A 17,680-nucleotide genomic window follows, 5' to 3' on the forward strand; every position below is an offset into this window, starting at 1 on the left:
ACCCCTGAGCCTCAGGGGTTTTCTTCATTCGGCGCTGTGCTAAGGTAGCGCCATCATTGCCCAAGAAGGAATTGCCCATGGATGCCCTCACCCTGCTGCTCAACCGCCACTCCTGTGGCCGTCTCGCCGATCCCGCTCCTGCTGGCGAGGTGCTCGACAATATTTTGAAGGCGGGGTTGCGCGCGCCGGATCACGGCACCCTGACTCCCTGGCAGTTCATTCTGTTTGAAGGGGAGGGCCGCGAGCGGCTGGGCAAGTTGCTGGCCGAGGCGGCCCGTGCCCGCGGCGAGGATGAAGAGAGCATCAAGAAGTGCAGCGAGGCACCGCTGCGCGCACCGCTGGTCATCGCGGTGGCAACCCGTTATCAGGAGCACCCCAAGGTGCCGAAGCTGGAGCAGGAGCTCTCTGCCGGTTGCGCCGTGATGGCGATGCAGATGGCGGCGCAGGCGCAGGGTTTCAACGGCATCTGGCGCTCCGGCTGGTTTATCTTCGACGAGCAGATCAACAAGGGGCTGGGACTGGCGGCAGAAGATCAGCTGGTGGGCTTCCTCTACCTCGGCACCCCTATGCTGGAAGCGCGCAAGCTGCGCGAATTGCCTATCGAGCAGTTTGTCCGCCACTTCTAGGTTGCTCGGTAAATAGTCAAAAAGAGAAAGCCCCTCAGTGCAGGGGCTTTTTGTTTAACCGTGAATAGTAACCAGAGTGGCAGGAGAAAATAAACGGCTCCAAGGGGGGGCGGCGGGGCGTAGCAGGTAATTATTTAAATAGTGAGATACACCTCTCAATCCTGGTGTATTTTGCTATGTAAAACGTTTTCGCGCCTATTAATATCCCTCTTGCCAGTTTAGAAGGGCACTCCTTCTAATTTTTCTGCGATGAGAGTCGCAATTCCGTAGCACCTTTTTAAACAGCCCAACGTCTTCGTGACATTGGGCTTTATTTTTTATGGGGTTATGCGTTTGCTGGCACGGGCAGCGTATGTTTGCAGTGATGCGTCAGCTGGTTCGTTCCACTCTCCTGGCTGGCAGGATCCTGGCTGGATTGCCCGCCACTCTGGCGCCTGCCGGCACATCTTTGGTGACCACTGCTCCGGCGCCGACAATTGCCTCCCGTCCTATGGTGACCCCGGGCAGCAGGATGGCCCCACCACCGATCCAGACCCGGTCTTCTATGGTGATGGGCAGCGCCGTCTCGACCCCTTGCACCCGCTCATCGGCCTCCAGTGAGTGGGCCGCTGTATAGATCTGCACGTTTGGCCCGATCATCACCTCGGCCCCGATACGGATGGGGGCGTTGTCCAGCAGGGTGGCACCCATGTTGATGTAGCTGTTTTTGCCAAGGTGGATGTGGCGGCCATAGGTGCAGTAGAGGGGCGGACAGATAAAGGCTCCCTCTGCCAGCTCGCCGACCAGCTCCTGCAACAGTGCCCGCTGTGCATCCTCTTCCTCTGCCCGATTGAAACGGCGGTAGCGTGCCGCCGCCTCGCGCCGTATCGCTATCAATTCCGGGTCGATGCAGTTATAGGGCTGGCTGCTGATCATCTTCTGATATTCGTTCATGGAGCCTCCTTACGGTTGGATAGGAGATGGTAAAGCGTTGTGGAGCAATGAAGCGTGAAGAGCTTCCCAGAGTGGGGACCTGGTGAGAATGGTTTGCCGGAAAGAATCAGGGCCCCCGAACGGGAGCCCTGATGGTATGGGTTGGCGTCAAAGCTGAGCGCGCTTAGCCGTGCTTGCGGCCGGAGAGGCGGCACCACTCCTCCTTGACGGCGGTAGGGTCCATCTCGAACCACTGGCCGTAGATGGTTTCCAGCTCTGGAGCCTGACTTTCCAGCACGCCGGAGAGGGCCATCAGGCTGCCCGCTTTGCCGTGGCCGGCGATCAGCGGTGCCAGTTCGCGCAGCGGGCCGGCCAGGATGTTGGCGACTACCACGTCCGCTTCGACATCTTGCGGCTGGTCGGCCGGCAGATAGAGCTCAATCTGGTCGGCGACGCCGTTGCGCGCGGCGTTGTCGCGGCTGGCCTGAATGGCCTGCGGGTCGATGTCGATGCCGATAACGCGGGCGGCACCCAGTTTCAGGGCGGCGATGCCGAGGATACCGGAGCCGCAGCCAAAGTCGACCACGGTTTTACCGGCCAGATCCAGCCCGTCCAGCCACTGCAGGCAGAGCGCGGTGGTGGGGTGAGTACCGGTACCGAAGGCCAGACCCGGATCCAGCATGACGTTGACTGCATCGGGGTTCGGCACATCGCGCCAGCTCGGGCAGATCCAGAGGCGTTCGCCAAACTGCATGGGGTGGAAGTGATCCATCCATTCGCGCACCCAGTCCTTGTCTTCCAACTGCTCGACCTTGTAGCCGACGTTTTCGCCGAAGATCTGCTGGAAGAAGGCGATGGTGGGAGCCGGATCGGTTTCGGCATCGAACAGACCCATGACTTCGGTCTCGCCCCAGAGCGGGGTTTCACCGGGCATGGGTTCATAGACGGGCACATCCTTGGCATCCATAAAGGTCACCGCCTGGGCACCACGCCCCAGCAGCATGTTGCTCACCTTGTCTGCGGTCTTGGCAGTGGCGTTGATTCGAATTTGTATCCAGGGCATGGCGTCGACTCTTCATAAATGTGAAACCGCGCGATTCTATCATCATGGGCGTGTGCTGTCGTGGTTTGCCCATGACGTGGAGGGATATGGGGGCTTTTGCCGGATTGGCACGGTTCCTGTATTGCACTATGCAGGCGAAGACGACTGGTTTTCGCTGAACGCTTTGCTCAAGTTCCGTCATTTTTCACTGCCACCGTAAGGTGGCATTTTTTTGGTTCAAAGATGGGAAGTTGCAAGGCAACCGGCATAGTTGGCACGCCAACTGCAAAATTCTGATGTCCTGCTGAAGGATATGTGTGTGATTGTTACCCCAATGTTCAGGTATTTAGGGCCATCCCGGCGGGATGGCCCTCTTTTATGGGGTTTTTATGGTGGTTCTGCGTGGTGACTGTCTGGCTCTCTGGTTGCTGCGTCCCCTGTTGGGGCGTGGCACTGGTGAGTTCACACCACTATGGTGCAGCAATTACCCACAAGGGATTAGCGGGAGAAGCCGCTCATGTCGATCACCAGCTTGCCCACCATGCGGCCTGCCTCTACCTCGGCATGGGCCTGTGCCAGTGAGGTCGGGGTCAGGGCCGGCAGGGTTTTGGTCAACGTGCTCTTCAGTACGCCCTGATCAACCAGAGTGGCAACCTGTGTCAGCAGCTTGTGCTGTTCGATCATGTCCGGGGTCTGGAACAGGGATCGGGTGAACATGAACTCCTGGCTGAAGGTCACGCTCTTGCTCTTGAGCAGGGAGAGATCCCAGGGCTCTTTGGACTCGGCGATGGTGCAGATATGGCCGAACGGGCGGATCAACCCCGCCATGGTGGCCCAGTGCTCGGCGGTGGCGTTGGTGCAGAAGATGGCATCGACCTGAGTAATGCCAAGGGCGGTCAACTCCTCCTGCAGCTTGTGATGGTTCACGACCTGATGAGCACCCATCTCGAGGCACCACTCACGGGTTTCGGGGCGGGAAGCGGTAGCTATCACCTCCATACCGGTGAGCTGGCGAGCCAGCTGGATGGCGATGGAACCCACGCCACCGGCGCCGCCAATGATCAGCAGCTTGCCACGGCTCTCGCGGGTGAGGCCAAAGCGGTCGAACAGGGTCTCCCAGGCGGTGATGGCGGTGAGCGGCAGAGCGGCTGCCTCCACGTCGCTCAGACTGGTGGGGGCGAGGGCGGCGATGCGCTCGTCTACAAGTTGCAGGGCGCTGTTGCTGCCGGGGCGGCTGATGTCGCCGGCATACCAGACCCGGTCGCCGGCCTTGAACAAGGTGACTTCGCCGCCGGTGGCGATCACTTCACCGACCGCATCCCAACCCAGCACGCGCGGACTGTTTTCGACCTTGGCCTTGGGGGCGCGCACCTTGGTGTCGACCGGATTGATAGAGGTGGCGTTGACCCGCACCAGCAGATCCCGCGGGCCCGGCGTGGGCTCGGGCAGCTCGGCGGCGATAAAGCAGTCGGGATGGTCGCTCGGCAGATAGTGAGTCAGGGCAATGGCTTTCATGGTTGTTCCTTTCAAATCGGTGTGTTCGGGATTGCCACTCACTCTAGTCTGGTTAATTATCCTGATTAAGATGGGTAATTGGTAAAGACTGTTTGAATATATGAACAATGTCGATCTGGAGTTGATGGGACTGTTTGCCACCGTGGTGGAGCAGGGGAGCTTTACCCGGGCGGCCGAGCTGATGGGTATGCCGAAATCCTCGGTGAGCCAGAAGATCTCGCGACTCGAAGCTCAGCTCGGCGTGCGGCTACTGCAGCGCACTACCCGCAGGTTGAGCCTTACCCCGCAGGGGGAGGTCTATGTGGAGCATTGTCAGGGGCTGCTGACGCTGGCCCGCAGCGCCAATCTGGCGATGGCAAGGTTGCGCTCGGCCCCGGCAGGTCGGGTGCGGATCACCGCCCCCGAGGCGACCGGTACCCTGCTGCTTGGCCGGATCCTGGCCGAGTTTCGTGCGCTTTACCCCGAGGTGGTACTGGAGCTGACCCTGAGCGATGAGCAGCTTGATCTGGTGGGCGAGGGTTATGATCTGGCGCTGCGGGCGGCGCCGCTGAAAGACTCCAGCCTCATCTGTCGGCGTATCGGTCAGGTGCCGCGCCATCTGGTGGCGGCACCCGCCTATCTGGCGGCCCACGGCATGCCGCAGCAATTGAGCGATCTGGGACGATACGCCTGTCTGGTGCACTCGGCGCTGCCGCTCTGGCCGCTGCAGGAGGGAGGCTGGCGGCCGCTGGGAGCCTGCATCAGCAACAGCCTGCTGGCGCTGCGGGAGTTGGCGATCAACGAAGGGGGGATTGCCTTGCTGCCCCATCATGTCTGCGAGGGGGATCTGGCGAGTGGCCGTTTGCAGAAGGTGCTGCCGGAGCTCGCCGTGCCGCCCAACCCCTTCTATCTCATCTATCCGAGCCGGGAGCATCTTGCTCCCGCCTTGCGAACCCTGATGGACTTTGTGGCCGGACGGCTGCCGTTTGCCTGAGTTGTTACCAGCTGCTCTGGCTGGCCGACTCCTGATTGGGCTTGAGACCGAGCGGTACCGACTGGCGCTCCGCCAGCATGCGGATCTGCCCCTCGATAAGCCCTGCGCTGGGGCCCAGCACCAGTACCAGCTGGTGGTCGTTGAGCACGATCCAGGAGAGGCAGCCCAGCTCCAGCAGGCGGGATTGATCGACCCGGCTGATGTCGCGCACTCGCAGGCTGAGACGGGTCAGGCAGACGCTCATCGCCTGCAGGTTGTCCATGCCGCCCAATACCTTGAGGTACTGGATCGCCAGCATCTGCGGGTCGGTGGGCACCACGCTCGCAAGGCGCGGGTGTTCCTTGGCGATGGGCTTGCTCGGCATGCTGAGGGGCGCGCGCTCCAGCAGCTGATAAAAGAGCAGGGTGTAGGCGACGAAGAACAGGATACCGACCGGAATGATCCAGAAACTGTGCTCCCCCGCCTGATAGCTCAATACCAGATCCAGCAGGCCGGCGGAGAAGTAGCTGCCCACCTTGATGCCGAGCGCGCTACAAACAGCGAGCGAGAGCCCCGTCATCAGGGCGTGAGCCAGAAACAGCCAGGGGGCGGTGAAGGCGAACAGAAATTCGATGGGCTCGGTGATCCCCACCAGCGCCGAGGTGAGCGCCAGAGTAAGCAGCAAGCCGCCCTGCGGCAGTCGCTGCATCCGCTGGCGGTGCAGCCAGATGGCGAAGCAGGCGCCCGGCAGGCCGAACATGATGATGGGGTAGAGGCCGGCCATATACCCCTCGTGCAGCGGCTGGGCGGCAGCCAGTGCCTGCAGGTTGCTCTCGCCAAGCCCCACCACGCTGCCCAGCACCTGATGCAGGCCGAGCGGAATGAGCAGGCGGTTGAGGGTGCCAAAACAGAAGGCGCCGAAGGGGGTGGTCAGCAGATCCGAGGTGAGCAGGGTCAAGCCGCGCTCCAGCGGTGGCCAGAGTAGCGAGAGGGGAACTGCGAGCAGCAGGCAGACCAGCGCCGAAGCCAGCACGCTGGGAAACTCCCCTCTGGCCATCTGCAGCCAGCCGGGCAGCTTTTGCTGATGCACCCAGGGGTAGACAATCGCGGTGGTCAGCCCCGCCAGCAGACCGCAGATCATATCGGCGTGCAGGTTGGGGGCCAGCGTGTTGAACGCTGTGCTGAGCAGCAGAAAGTTGACCGCACCCGCCAGCGTTTGCCCGCCCAGCTCTTGTCGACTCAGGCCAAAGGCGATAGCTACTGCATAGATGAGCGGCATCTGGCTGAAGATCGCCTGCCCGGTGAGGGAGAGCACCGCCAGATCCAGTACATCCGGCTGCCCCAGCCGATAGATGAGGGCCGCCATCGGCAGGATAGAGACCGGCAGCAGCAAGGCATAACCGAGCCGCTGCAGGGAGTGGGTAATCAGTTGTCGAGTGGCTTTAACGGGCATACTGCGGCAATCTTTTGTGACTTGGCGCACAGTTTAACCGGAAACCACCCATTTGGGGATAGTTTTGGAACCCTTTATTTATCTTTTTGTTATTGCTACTCGAAAAGGGCCCGAACTTCCCTCGTGGGGGCGGCGGTGAACAGGCTGACCACCACGAAAATCACCAGTGCCAGCGCGAGGCTCGGCACGATGGCGTGCAGGCCGGCCAGCTTGATCTCCCACTGACTCAGAACCCCGTAGCTGACGATGCCGCTGACCATGCTGGCCAGTGCGCCGGGGCCGTTGGCCCGCGACCAGTAGAGGCCGAGCACCAGCGGCCAGAGGAATACAGCCTGCAAGCCACCGAAGGCGAGCAGGTTGAGCCAGATGATCATCTCTGGCGGCTGTAGTGCCGCGAGCAGCACCAGGGTGCCGAGGATCAGGGTACAGAGCAGGGAGAGGCGCGGGATGCGCACCTCCAGCTTCTCTTGTTTCGGGCTGAGGTAGTTGAGGTAGAGATCCTTCACCAGAGTGGCGGAGGCCTGGATCAGTTGGGAGTCGATGGTAGACATGATGGCCGCCATCGGTGCCGCCAGAAAAACCCCGGCCAGCCAGGGAGGCAGCACTTCCATCATCAGAGAGGGCATGATCTTGTCCGGACTGTCCATGCCGGGCAGGATGGCGCGCCCCAGAGCGCCGGCCAGATGCATGCCGAACATCAGCAGGGCACTCACCACAGTACCGATCAGGATGCCGCGATGGAGCGCCTTGCTGTCGCGATAGCCAAAGCAGCGCAGCGCCGAGTGGGGCAACCCCACCACTCCGACACAGACCAGGATCCAGAAACTCAGCATGAAGGGCTGGGTCAACATGTCGCCGGCCCCCTGCGGGCTCACCAGTTTGGGATCGATCACCTTGAGCTGGTGGATAAGGTTTGGCAGGCCGTCACCTGCGACCAGAATCCCCGCCAGCAACGCGCCGGTGCCGATCAGCATGATGATCCCCTGCAGGGCATCGGTCATCACCACGGCGCGAAAACCGCCGATGATGGTGTAGAGCAGCACGCAGCTGGCAAACAGCATCAGCCCCTGCTGGTAGGAGAGGCCGGTTGCGGTCTCCAGCAGACGGGCGCCACCGATAAACTGCACCACCATGGTGGCGATAAAGGCGAGGATGATGGTGACCGAACCCAGCACCACCACCGCCTTGCTCCGGTAGCGGGCCCACAGCATGTCGTTGATGGTCACCGCATTGACCCGGCGGGCGATGATGGCGAATTTCTTGCCCAGTACCCCCAGGGTCAGCCAGACGGTGGGCAGCTGGATCATCGCCAGCAACACCCAGCCCAGACCGATTTTGTAGGCCGCGCCCGGCCCGCCGATGAACGAGGAAGCCGAGGTGTAGGTCGCCACCAGCGTCATCGCCAGCACCAGCCCACCCATGCTGCGGTTGCCGATGAAGTACTCCTGCACGAAGTTGCCGCCGGCGCGGTGGCGGCTGGCCCAGAAACCGACCCCCAGCACCAGCACCAGATAGATGAAGAGCGGCAGCATCAACTCAAGATTCACGGGTGGGCTCCTTCTGCGGGCTGGCGTGGGTATCGAGCGGGATATCCACGAAGAGGCGATTGACCATCAGGGCGCAGAGGATGATGAAGATAAGTGGCATCACCATGCAGCTGAGCAGGAACCAGAGCGGGATGTCCCACAGCTCCAGATGGACTGGGATGAAATAGGCGGTGCCATACCAGGCAAAGAAGTAGAGCAGGGTCAGCAGCAGACAAAAAGCAGCTTCCCGGCGGGCGAGAGCGAAACGGTTCACCTTGGCCTCCGACAAATTTGAGGGGCGCAAGGATAACAAAAAAGGGCCATGTCGCCATGGCCCTTTTTCAGCAGAGGCTTCTTGCGAAGCCGCCTCCCGGTTGGATTGCGGATAAGCAGCGGGCTGCTATCCGGCCGGAAGTGATTGTTCTGCCTGCGAGATCTTACAGACCCAGCTTCTTGTGCAGGTAGTGGATATTGGTACCACCGTGCTGGAAGTTTTCGTCTTTCATGATCTCTTTTTGCAGCGGCACGTTGGTCTTGATGCCCTCGACCACCAGTTCGTCCAGCGCATGGCGCATGCGGGCGATGGCGATGTCACGATTCTCGCCGTAGCAGATCAGCTTGCCGATCATCGAATCGTAGTGGGGCGGAACCTTGTAACCGGCATAGATGTGGGAGTCCCAACGCACGCCCAGACCACCCGGAACGTGGAAGCTCTTGATCAGGCCCGGAGAGGGCATGAAAGTAGCCGGGTCTTCGGCGTTGATCCGGCACTCGATGGCGTGGCCATGGATGCGGATATCCTGCTGGGTGATCGACAGGGGCTGGCCAGCGGCGATGCGCAGCTGCTCCTTGATCAGATCGACACCAGTGACCATCTCGGTAACCGGATGTTCCACCTGAATACGGGTGTTCATCTCGATGAAGTAGAACTCGCCGTTTTCGTAGAGGAACTCGAAGGTGCCAGCACCACGGTAACCGATCTCGATACAGGCGCGTACGCAGCGCTCACCGATGAACTTGCGCATCTCGGCGGTGATGCCCGGAGCCGGAGCCTCTTCCACCACTTTCTGGTGACGTCGCTGCATGGAGCAGTCGCGCTCGCCCAGATAGATGGCATTGCCCTGACCGTCAGCCAGCACCTGGATCTCGATGTGGCGCGGATTCTCCAGGTACTTCTCCATGTAGACCATGTCGTTCTTGAAGAACTGGCCTGCTTCGGATTTGGTCAGCGCGATGGCGCCCGCCAGTTCCGCTTCGTTGCGCACTACGCGCATGCCGCGACCACCACCGCCCCCGGCGGCCTTGATGATCACCGGATAGCCGATGCGCTTGGCAATGGCTGCATTGCGTTTGGCGTCGTTGTCGACGGGGCCGTCAGAGCCCGGTACGCAAGGTACGCCAGCCTTCTTCATCGCCTCGATGGCGGAGACCTTGTCACCCATCAGGCGAATGGTCTCGGCGCGCGGGCCGATGAAGACGAAACCGGACTTCTCGACCATGTCGGCGAAGTCGGCGTTCTCGGAGAGGAAGCCGTAACCCGGGTGGATGGCAACGGCACCGGTTACCTCGGCCGCAGCGATGATCGCCGGCACGTTGAGGTAGGAGTCGGTACTGGCCGGCTTGCCGATACAGATGGATTCGTCGGCCAGCAGCACATGGATGAGCTCCCGGTCGGCGGTGGAGTGAACGGCCACTGTCTTGATCCCGAGCTCTTTACAGGCGCGCAGGATCCGCAGGGCAATTTCACCGCGGTTGGCGATGACTACTTTATCCAACATGGGTGGCGATATCCCTTATTCGATGATGAACAGCGGCTCGTCGAATTCGACGGCCTGACCATTTTCAACCAGGATCGCTTTGATCACACCGGCCTTGTCAGACTCGATTTGGTTCATCATTTTCATGGCTTCGACGATGCACAGGGTGTCGCCGACATTGACTTGCTGGCCCACTTCCGCGAACGGCTTGGCATCCGGGCTGGAGGAGCGGTAGAAGGAGCCGACCATCGGGGAACGCATCAGGTGACCGCTCGGGGTGGCATCTGCGGCCGGTGCAGCGGCAGCCGGAGCTGCAGCAACAGGGGCGGCAACCGGAGCAGCAGCCTGCGGCATGATCATCTGCGGTGCGGCAGTAACCTGACCTGCGAAGTTGCGGCTGATGCGAACGGACTCTTCACCTTCGGAGATCTCCAGTTCGGCGATGCCGGACTCTTCAACCAGTTCAATCAGCTTCTTGATTTTGCGGATATCCATTAGCATTCTCTTTCTTCTTTATCTGATCAGTGATTATCAAGCCGCGCGCAGATGGCGCACGGCCGCGGTTAAAGCGAATTGGTAGCCATCGGCCCCCAGACCACAAATGACCCCTTTGGCGACATCAGACAGATAGGAGTGATGACGGAACGGCTCCCTGGCATGGACGTTTGACAGGTGCACTTCGATAAAGGGGATGGCGACACCCAGCAGTGCATCGCGGATGGCGACGCTGGTGTGGGTGAAGGCGGCTGGATTGATGATGATAAAATCCACTTGGCCCATGGCCTGATGGATGCGGCTGATCAATTCGTGTTCGGCGTTGGATTGCAGATGTTCCAGAGTTACACCGAGTTCGCTGGCGTTGAGCGTCAGATCGGCGACGATCTCATCAAGCGTCTTGCTGCCGTAGATACCCGGTTCCCGCTTGCCCAGCAGATTCAGATTCGGTCCGTTGAGCAGGAGAATGCGGTGATTTTGCGACATATTGAGTACATCCTCGATGATAATGCTGCTATCTATCAGCTATCTTGTGGACTACCAGAAATCTAGCCATTTTCTGCGCAAATCGGTGTGCCCTGGCACACAGATTTCGCAATTATATTGATTTCGTGAAAATTAGCAGCATTTTACTGGTCTAATCTCTACATCTGCCTATTTATTGAGCTCTCTAGCCCCGGGAGCGAGGTTCCGGTGACGCAGGCTGTTTGCACCGTTCCGAAAACAACAAAGCCGGCACAAGGCCGGCTTTGTAAGTGAGTTGGCAGAGGGATCAGGCCGCTTCCGACTTCTCGCGGATCAACTTGTCCACCACTCCCGGATCCGCCAGGGTGGAGATATCCCCCAGACTGTCGGTCTCGCCGGTGGCGATCTTGCGCAAAATTCGCCGCATGATCTTGCCAGAACGGGTTTTCGGCAGTCCCTCGGCCCAGTGGATCACATCTGGCGTGGCGATGGCGCCGATCTCCTTGCGAACCCACTCCTTCACCTCTTTATGCAGCTCGCGGCTCGGCTCCTCGCCGGCAATCAGGGTGACGTAGGCATAGATACCCTGACCCTTGATCTCGTGCGGCACCCCCACCACCGCCGCTTCGGCGATCTTGGGATGGGCCACCAGCGCCGATTCGATTTCGGCGGTACCCATGCGGTGGCCGGAGACGTTCAGTACATCATCCACCCGTCCGGTGATCCAGTAGTAGCCATCGGCATCGCGACGGGCACCGTCGCCAGTGAAGTAGCGGCCGGGGAAGGTGGAGAAGTAGGTCTGCTCGAACCGTTCGTGATCACCGAACACGGTGCGCATCTGACCCGGCCAGGAGTCGGTGATCACCAGATTGCCCTCAGTGGCTCCCTCCAGCGGCTCGCCCATATTGTCGAGCAGCGCCGGCTGTACGCCGAAGAACGGCTTGGTGGCTGAACCCGGCTTGAGGTCGGTCACACCGGGTAGCGGGGTGATCAGGATGCCGCCGGTTTCGGTCTGCCACCAGGTATCGACGATGGGGCAGCGCTCATCGCCTATGGTGCGGTAGTACCACTCCCAGGCTTCCGGGTTGATGGGCTCACCCACCGAGCCCATGATGCGCAGGCTCTGGCGCGAGGTGCCGGTCACTGCCTCGGTGCCTTTGGCCATCAGGGCGCGGATGGCGGTGGGGGCAGTATAGAGAATGGTGACCTGGTGTTTGTCCACCACCTGACTCATGCGGTTGGTCGCCGGGTAGTTGGGCACCCCTTCGAACATGATGGTGGTGGCTCCGTTGGCAAGCGGCCCGTAGACCAGATAGGAGTGACCGGTGACCCAGCCCACATCGGCGGTACACCAGTAGATGTCCTCTTCGTGGTAGTCGAACACATATTTGAAGGTGAGGGTGGCATAGACCAGATAACCGCCGGTGGTGTGCAGCACCCCCTTGGGTTTACCGGTGGATCCGGATGTATAGAGGATAAAGAGCGGATCTTCGGCGTTCATCGCCTCCGGCGGGCAGTCACTGCTGACGGCGGCGGTCGCTTCGTGCCACCACACATCGCGATGGTTGTGCCAGGCAACATTGCCACCGGTGCGCTTGAGCACGATCACCTTGCTGACCTGGGTATCCGGGTTGGTAAGAGCTTCGTCCACATTTTTCTTGAGCGGCACGGCGCGACCACCGCGCAGCCCCTCGTCAGCGGTGATGACGATACGGGAGCCGGAGTCGATGATGCGGCCGGCCAGCGCTTCCGGCGAGAAGCCGCCAAAGACGATGCTGTGCACCGCGCCGATACGGGTACAGGCCAGCATGGCGATGGCGGCCTCGGGCACCATGGGCATATAGAGGCAGACCACGTCACCGCGATGGACCCCTTGGGCTTTCAAGACGTTGGCAAACTTGCACACTTCGGCGTGCAGCTCGCGGTAGGTGAGTTTGCGATCTTCGGCCGGATTGTCCCCTTCCCAGATGATGGCGACCTTGTCGCCACGCTCTGCCAAGTGGCGATCGAGGCAGTTGGCGGAGACGTTGAGCTGGCCATCTTCAAACCATTTGATGGAGACATGGCCCGGATCGTAGGAGGTGTTTTTTACCCTGGTGTAGGGCTTTATCCAGTCGAGGATTTTGCCCTGCTCACCCCAGAAGGTATCGGGATCCTCGACGGAGGCCTGATACATGGCGGCATAGTCGCCCTTGTCGAGCAGGGCGCTGTTGCTGATATGGGGTTTGACCGGGTAGACCTTGCTCTCGCTCATCACTCACTCCTTTGAATACATTCTTTTAATGATTAAGTAACAACTTATACCTTTGGCGGGTGGGGGCAATTAGACTTTTGGATAGACGGCAATATTTGGTTACTGGGAAGTCGATGACAATTAATCAATGAGTCGGTAAAAAGGGACTGGTTGATTAATTGGAGGTCGTCATGTTTTCCCTGTTGCTCTGTGCATCCCTCTGGCAGTTTGATGCGCCAGTTCCTGCTGGCGAACCTCTGAAAGAGTTCGAGATCACCCATCAGGAGGCTTCACCTGCGCTGCGGGATCGGGTGGCCGATCAGCTTGGTCATGCATGGCAGGCCAAAGATCCCGGCACCAGACTCACCTTCAGTGAACCTGCCCCCCGTTATGCTGGCGAATCACCGCTGACACGCATGCTCAATGACCGTGATGATGGTTGGGAGTCCCGCTTGCAGATTGAGTGGTAATCCGGTTGGCAGCCAGGAGGCGGATGCCTCCCGGTTGGCGATAATGGCTGTCTGCCACTATGAGTGCATGCGCTGATGCAGGTGGTCACCCATATGATTGACGTGCAGCGGTTTGCTGAACAGATAACCCTGTCCCTCGCCGCAGTTGAGTGATTGCAGGAAGGTATACTGGGCCCGCGTCTCAATCCCCTCGGCGGTGACCTCCATATCCAGGCTGTCGGCCAGATTGATGATGGTGCGGCAGAGTTCCCGGCTATTCTTGTCCTCCGGCAAGGCCTGTACGAAAGCGCGATCGATCTTGATGCGATCGATGGGCAAGGTTTTCAGCAAACTCAGTGACGAGAAGCCTGTACCAAAGTCGTCGATGGCAATCTGCACGCCGAGGCTTTTCAGGCGGGTAAAGAGATCCAGACTCTGTTCGACCCGCTGGATAATGCTCTCTGTCACCTCGATCTCCAGCCGCTGTGGCGGAAATCCCGTCTCGCTCAGAATGGCAGCTACCCGCTCCACATAGCCGGGAGAGCGCATCTCCCGCACTGATACGTTGACTGACATCCTGGGGACAGGCAGGCCGGCGGCCAGCCAAGCTTGACCTTGCTCGCAGGCATGGCGCATCACCCACTCGCCAATTTTTTCGATGAGGCCGCACTCCTCGGCGACCGGAATAAAACGGGCCGGGTTGATCATCCCTTCATTCGGGTGTTGCCAGCGTAGCAGGGCCTCCAGACCACTCAGGTGACCGTCGTTCAGATCGGTCATCGGTTGATAGAAGATACAGAGCTGTTCCAGTTCCATCGCCTTGAGCAACCCCTGTTCAATCTGCATCCGTTCACGGGCCCGTGCCGCCATACTCGGGGTGTAAAACTGATAACCGTTGCGCCCCTGGCTTTTGGCTTCATACATGGCGCTGTCTGCCGCGCTGACGAGATTTTCCGGGGTTTCGGCATGATCCGGATACATGGCAATGCCGATACTGGCCGAAATGGCGACCAGTTCATGGTCCAGCTCTACTGGCTCGCGCAGCACGGCGAGCAGCGTATTGGCCAGGGCAGACAGCTCTTCGGGATGTTCCAGATAGGGAATGAGCACCAGAAACTCATCACCTCCCAGTCGGGTGGCCAGATCGTTTTGCTGCAGGCAGCCGTTGATCCGCTCGGCCAGCCGCTTGAGCAGTTGATCGCCGACCCCATGGCCCAGGCTGTCGTTGATCAGCTTGAAGCCATCAAGATCGATGAAAAGCAGTCCGAGGCGAGTGTGATTGAGTTGCGCTGTTTTGAGTTCAAGGGCCAGCCGCTCTTGCAGCAGATGGCGGTTGCCAAGTTCGGTCAGCGTATCGTGATAGGCAAGGTGGTTCAGTTCGGCCTCTACCTTGCGGATAGCACTGATGTCGGAGAGGGCAATCACATAATGCGTCGTGTTGTTGAAACTGTCGTAGACGGCGCTGATCTGCTGCCAGGAGGAGAAGTAGCTGCCATCCTTGCGCAGGCAGACCATCTCGCCATGCCAGGCGTGGTTGCCGGGACGCAGGTTATGCCAGGGATAGTCATGCTCCATGTAGCGCCTGGGGTGCATGATGATGTCCGGCGTTCGTCCCGTCACTTCCTCGGCATCGTACTGGGTCAGCATGGTAAAGGCAGGGTTGACCGAGATGATACGCTGTTCGCTGTCGAGGATGATGATCCCCTCAGCCGTGGTATCGAACACCACGTTGGCCTGATGAAGCCGCTCCTCCTGGCGACGACGGGCAGTGGCGTTGTGGATCACACCCATCACTCGCTGACCGATTGACTCGGTGGCGGGCACATGGTCGGCATGAATATCGACCCAGTGACGCTCTTGCTGGGGGTTGAGATAACTCAGGGTGAGGTGGATGGGCTCCCGCCCCAGCAGGGCCGACTTGAGCTGGCGTGCAGATTCAGGTTCAAAGCAGTCGACAAATGTCTGCAAGCCCCCGCGAAAGCGGTTGGCAGGAATACCGAGCAGAGTCTCAATCTGACCTTCAAACAGCATGCGATCTTCCGCTACATGCCACTCCCACACCCCTATCTGTGCTGCTCGCATCGCCAGTTGCAGCCGCTGCTCGGTTTCATACTGCTCGGTGATGTCGCGCACAATGGCGAGAATGCCGCTCAGCTCTCCTTGTTCATCGCGCATCGGGCTGTAGGTGGCCTGCCAGCGACGATAGTTGCTGTCGTGGGCTGCAGTCTGGCCGGTAATGGCGATATCGACGTAGGGAATGCCGCTGCGCATGATCTGCTGAAACATGGGTTCCAGAGTCGGTGCCAGTTTCGGAACAACCTCCCGCAGGTGTTTGCCCTGATGCTCCTCGATGGTTTTGCCATTGATGTCGGCCAGCACCTGATTGACCTTGCGATAGCGGAACTCCCGATCGAACACGCCGATACCCAGCGGGGCTGTGCCCATGAGCTGCTCTAGTACCGAATGATCGGAGAGCTGTGTCATGAGAGCATCGGTATCGTTGCTGAGAGGTTTTCTGTCCATGATGGCCCCGGCATTGACTTATCTGTCATTAACATCGTCTTTGAGTATGGCACGAACTCTCTGACGGGGAGCCAGGCGAGATAGTTACAGCTATACAACGTGCAAGGGGATTTACAGAAATAGAGGCAGGTTATTGAAAGGAAAAGGTTTATCCCTTCTGGCGGCCAAAGGCCTGAACGCCGCGCACAAACACCAGCCAGCCTAGCAGGTGGAAAGGCAGGGCCAGCGCATAGAGTTGCAGCCAGTGGGCACTGCTGCCGCTGCTCTGGATGAAGTCAATCCAGGCGGCCAGCAGGGCCAGCATGCCAGCGATCTGGAAGCGGCGGCGCAGCACCACCTCGACACCGAGGTTGGAAAGATAGAGGGTTAGCAGGATACCGGCAAAGCCGGTGAGCTGGGCAGTACCGTAGAGGTCGCGATCCGGATTGAACAGCAGGGCCACGAGAGGGGTAATGCCCTGATCCTGCGGGATCAGGGCCAACAGCCAGCATGCAATGAGAAGCAGGGCTGTTTTCATCTGCTTAGCTGGCCTGGGCCGGCTTGACCAGAGTCAGGTAGTTGGCATCCATCTTGAGGAAGACCCCCAGCAGACGGGCACTGGCGCCGTAAAAGCCAAACTGGTCGGCGGCGCGACAGGCACTCTCGAACTTGTCGAACCAGCCCAGCAGGTGGCCGTGCAGCAGCGCTTCCTGTTCGTCGAGCCAGTTTTCCCGCTCGGCTGCACTCTTCGCTTCTGCCGCGCGGATGATGAGATTGCCCATCAGATCCAGCTCGATGGCCAGATGATCCGCAGGCTCTTTATATTTGTCGCTGACATTGATGCCGAGGCGATCGAGGCGGGCCTGCATCTCGGCCATCGGGGCTTGCATCAGCAGCTTGGCATCACTGCGGTAGAGGGACTCGTAGGGCAGGGCACCCAGCTTGGGATCCACCAGAAACAGGCCGGCGAAATCGGCGGCGAGTTCCTGTTGGCGAGCCGGGCGTACCAGCAGGCGGGCGATGGCATCATTGAGTTCGGCCACGGCTTCGCGCATCGGATCCAGGGTCGAGAGGCTTTTCAGGAAGCTTCGCACATCATAGGTGTCATATTCGGCGATCTGCTCATCACTGAGTTCAGCTGCGAACAGGGTGGAGAACCACCAGTAGAGTTCGGCCCGGCGTTCGCTGGTAGCCATAAAGTCCTGCATTTTTCCTCCGTGGATGGCAATCGGGAGCCTTGATGGCCCCCGATTCTAACGACTTTAAAAATAAAGGAAACTTCATGGGGTGGTTTCGGTGACTCCAGCCAGCCGGGCACAGAGGAGGCTGGCTGGCGGTTCTGTTCAGGGGCGGGTCTCGAACTGCGGACAATCATCGCCAATCTGATGCCAGGGCGCTTTGGAGCCGACAAAAATGTGGAAGTTGGGGCTCTGGGTCGGCACATCGTCGAGGATCCCCAGCCGCAGGTTGATCTTGCCGCTGCTCTGCTTTTCGCTAAACAGGCTGGATCCGCAATTGCGGCAGAAGGCTAGGGTGGTTTCGGCCGATTTGCGGTAGCGGGTCAGCGCCTCCTCGCCCTGTGTGACGGAGACCTTGCTGCCATCCAGTCCGCCGACGGAGGCATAGTCGGAGCCGGAAAACTTGCGGCACTCCGAGCAGTGGCAGTTGCCCATGTAGTCGAACTGGTCAGGCAGGGTGAGGTGGATGGCACCACAGAGGCAGCTGGCGTGTAACTGTTTCATTATCTGTTCCT

The 17,680-nt window shown here is 59.8% G+C and carries 17 protein-coding genes; 3 read left to right on the forward strand and 14 right to left on the reverse strand.

From position 1 onward, the window contains the following. Positions 1-77: 77 nt before the first annotated feature. On the forward strand, positions 78-626 hold the full coding sequence (locus AACR93_RS04270; RefSeq protein WP_033114114.1) for an NAD(P)H nitroreductase: 549 nt from the start codon (positions 78-80) through the stop codon (positions 624-626). Between the two features lie 369 nt (positions 627-995). Here AACR93_RS04270 and AACR93_RS04275 read toward each other — a convergent pair whose 3' ends face one another. The 3 genes from AACR93_RS04275 to AACR93_RS04285 all read right to left on the reverse strand — a co-directional run bounded on the left by AACR93_RS04275 (position 996) and on the right by AACR93_RS04285 (position 4,095). Continuing rightward, the gene (locus tag AACR93_RS04275; protein WP_043850094.1) at positions 996-1,559 is read right to left on the reverse strand and encodes a sugar O-acetyltransferase; all 564 of its coding nucleotides are present in this window, start codon (positions 1,557-1,559) and stop codon (positions 996-998) included. A 163-nt stretch (positions 1,560-1,722) separates the two neighbouring features. Continuing rightward, a complete protein-coding gene (prmA, locus tag AACR93_RS04280) occupies positions 1,723-2,601 on the reverse strand; it encodes a 50S ribosomal protein L11 methyltransferase (protein ID WP_041207941.1) in 879 nt (292 codons plus the stop codon). A 477-nt stretch (positions 2,602-3,078) separates the two neighbouring features. Further along, positions 3,079-4,095 carry a zinc-binding alcohol dehydrogenase family protein gene (locus AACR93_RS04285; RefSeq protein WP_043850095.1) on the reverse strand — a complete coding sequence of 339 codons (1,017 nt, stop codon included), beginning with the start codon at positions 4,093-4,095 and terminating at the stop codon, positions 3,079-3,081. A 100-nt stretch (positions 4,096-4,195) separates the two neighbouring features. Between AACR93_RS04285 and AACR93_RS04290 the strand changes: the two genes are divergently transcribed. Continuing rightward, the gene (locus AACR93_RS04290; RefSeq protein WP_043850096.1) at positions 4,196-5,068 is read left to right on the forward strand and encodes a LysR family transcriptional regulator; all 873 of its coding nucleotides are present in this window, start codon (positions 4,196-4,198) and stop codon (positions 5,066-5,068) included. Positions 5,069-5,072: 4 nt separating this feature from the next. Here the strand turns inward: AACR93_RS04290 and AACR93_RS04295 are convergent, their stop codons facing one another. From AACR93_RS04295 to acs, 7 genes are all read right to left on the reverse strand, one after another. After that, positions 5,073-6,500, reverse strand: coding sequence for a PTS transporter subunit EIIC (locus AACR93_RS04295; RefSeq protein WP_041207944.1), 1,428 nt, complete (start codon positions 6,498-6,500; stop codon positions 5,073-5,075). Between the two features lie 95 nt (positions 6,501-6,595). After that, the gene (gene panF, locus AACR93_RS04300) at positions 6,596-8,047 is read right to left on the reverse strand and encodes a sodium/pantothenate symporter (protein ID WP_043850097.1); all 1,452 of its coding nucleotides are present in this window, start codon (positions 8,045-8,047) and stop codon (positions 6,596-6,598) included. Further along, positions 8,037-8,300, reverse strand: a complete 264-nt coding sequence (locus tag AACR93_RS04305; protein WP_043850098.1) for a YhdT family protein — start codon at positions 8,298-8,300, stop codon at positions 8,037-8,039. Before AACR93_RS04305 ends, panF begins: the two co-directional genes overlap by 11 nt. Before the next feature lie 163 nt (positions 8,301-8,463). Continuing rightward, positions 8,464-9,804: an acetyl-CoA carboxylase biotin carboxylase subunit gene (accC, locus tag AACR93_RS04310; RefSeq protein WP_033114123.1), complete on the reverse strand. Its 1,341-nt coding sequence runs from the start codon at positions 9,802-9,804 to the stop codon at positions 8,464-8,466. Positions 9,805-9,819: 15 nt separating this feature from the next. After that, positions 9,820-10,278: an acetyl-CoA carboxylase biotin carboxyl carrier protein gene (gene accB / locus AACR93_RS04315; protein WP_033114124.1), complete on the reverse strand. Its 459-nt coding sequence runs from the start codon at positions 10,276-10,278 to the stop codon at positions 9,820-9,822. Positions 10,279-10,314: 36 nt separating this feature from the next. Continuing rightward, positions 10,315-10,764 (reverse strand): type II 3-dehydroquinate dehydratase, encoded by a 450-nt coding sequence (aroQ, locus tag AACR93_RS04320; RefSeq protein ID WP_041207949.1) that lies wholly within the window; start codon positions 10,762-10,764, stop codon positions 10,315-10,317. 286 nt (positions 10,765-11,050) lie between these two features. Continuing rightward, entirely contained in the window at positions 11,051-12,997 is a 1,947-nt protein-coding gene (acs, locus tag AACR93_RS04325) for an acetate--CoA ligase (protein ID WP_043850099.1), read from the reverse strand. Positions 12,998-13,167: 170 nt separating this feature from the next. Here acs and AACR93_RS04330 point away from each other — a divergent pair, with 170 nt between their 5' ends. After that, entirely contained in the window at positions 13,168-13,446 is a 279-nt protein-coding gene (locus AACR93_RS04330; protein WP_043850100.1) for a hypothetical protein, read from the forward strand. Between the two features lie 57 nt (positions 13,447-13,503). On the opposite strand, the gene AACR93_RS04335 is transcribed toward AACR93_RS04330, so the two are convergent. From AACR93_RS04335 to AACR93_RS04350, 4 genes are all read right to left on the reverse strand, one after another. Continuing rightward, complete coding sequence (locus tag AACR93_RS04335) at positions 13,504-15,909, reverse strand: sensor domain-containing protein (protein WP_442853466.1); 2,406 nt, start codon at positions 15,907-15,909, stop codon at positions 13,504-13,506. A gap of 187 nt (positions 15,910-16,096) precedes the next feature. Next, positions 16,097-16,465, reverse strand: a complete 369-nt coding sequence (locus AACR93_RS04340) for a hypothetical protein (protein ID WP_043850102.1) — start codon at positions 16,463-16,465, stop codon at positions 16,097-16,099. Between the two features lie 4 nt (positions 16,466-16,469). Next, positions 16,470-17,135: a molecular chaperone TorD gene (gene torD, locus AACR93_RS04345; protein WP_043850103.1), complete on the reverse strand. Its 666-nt coding sequence runs from the start codon at positions 17,133-17,135 to the stop codon at positions 16,470-16,472. A 135-nt stretch (positions 17,136-17,270) separates the two neighbouring features. Continuing rightward, positions 17,271-17,669, reverse strand: a complete 399-nt coding sequence (locus tag AACR93_RS04350; protein ID WP_043850104.1) for a GFA family protein — start codon at positions 17,667-17,669, stop codon at positions 17,271-17,273. Between the last annotated feature and the right edge of the window lie 11 nt (positions 17,670-17,680).

Origin of the sequence: Aeromonas sp. L_1B5_3, from assembly GCF_963866575.1 — a bacterium.
Lineage (GTDB): Bacteria > Pseudomonadota > Gammaproteobacteria > Enterobacterales > Aeromonadaceae > Aeromonas > Aeromonas jandaei.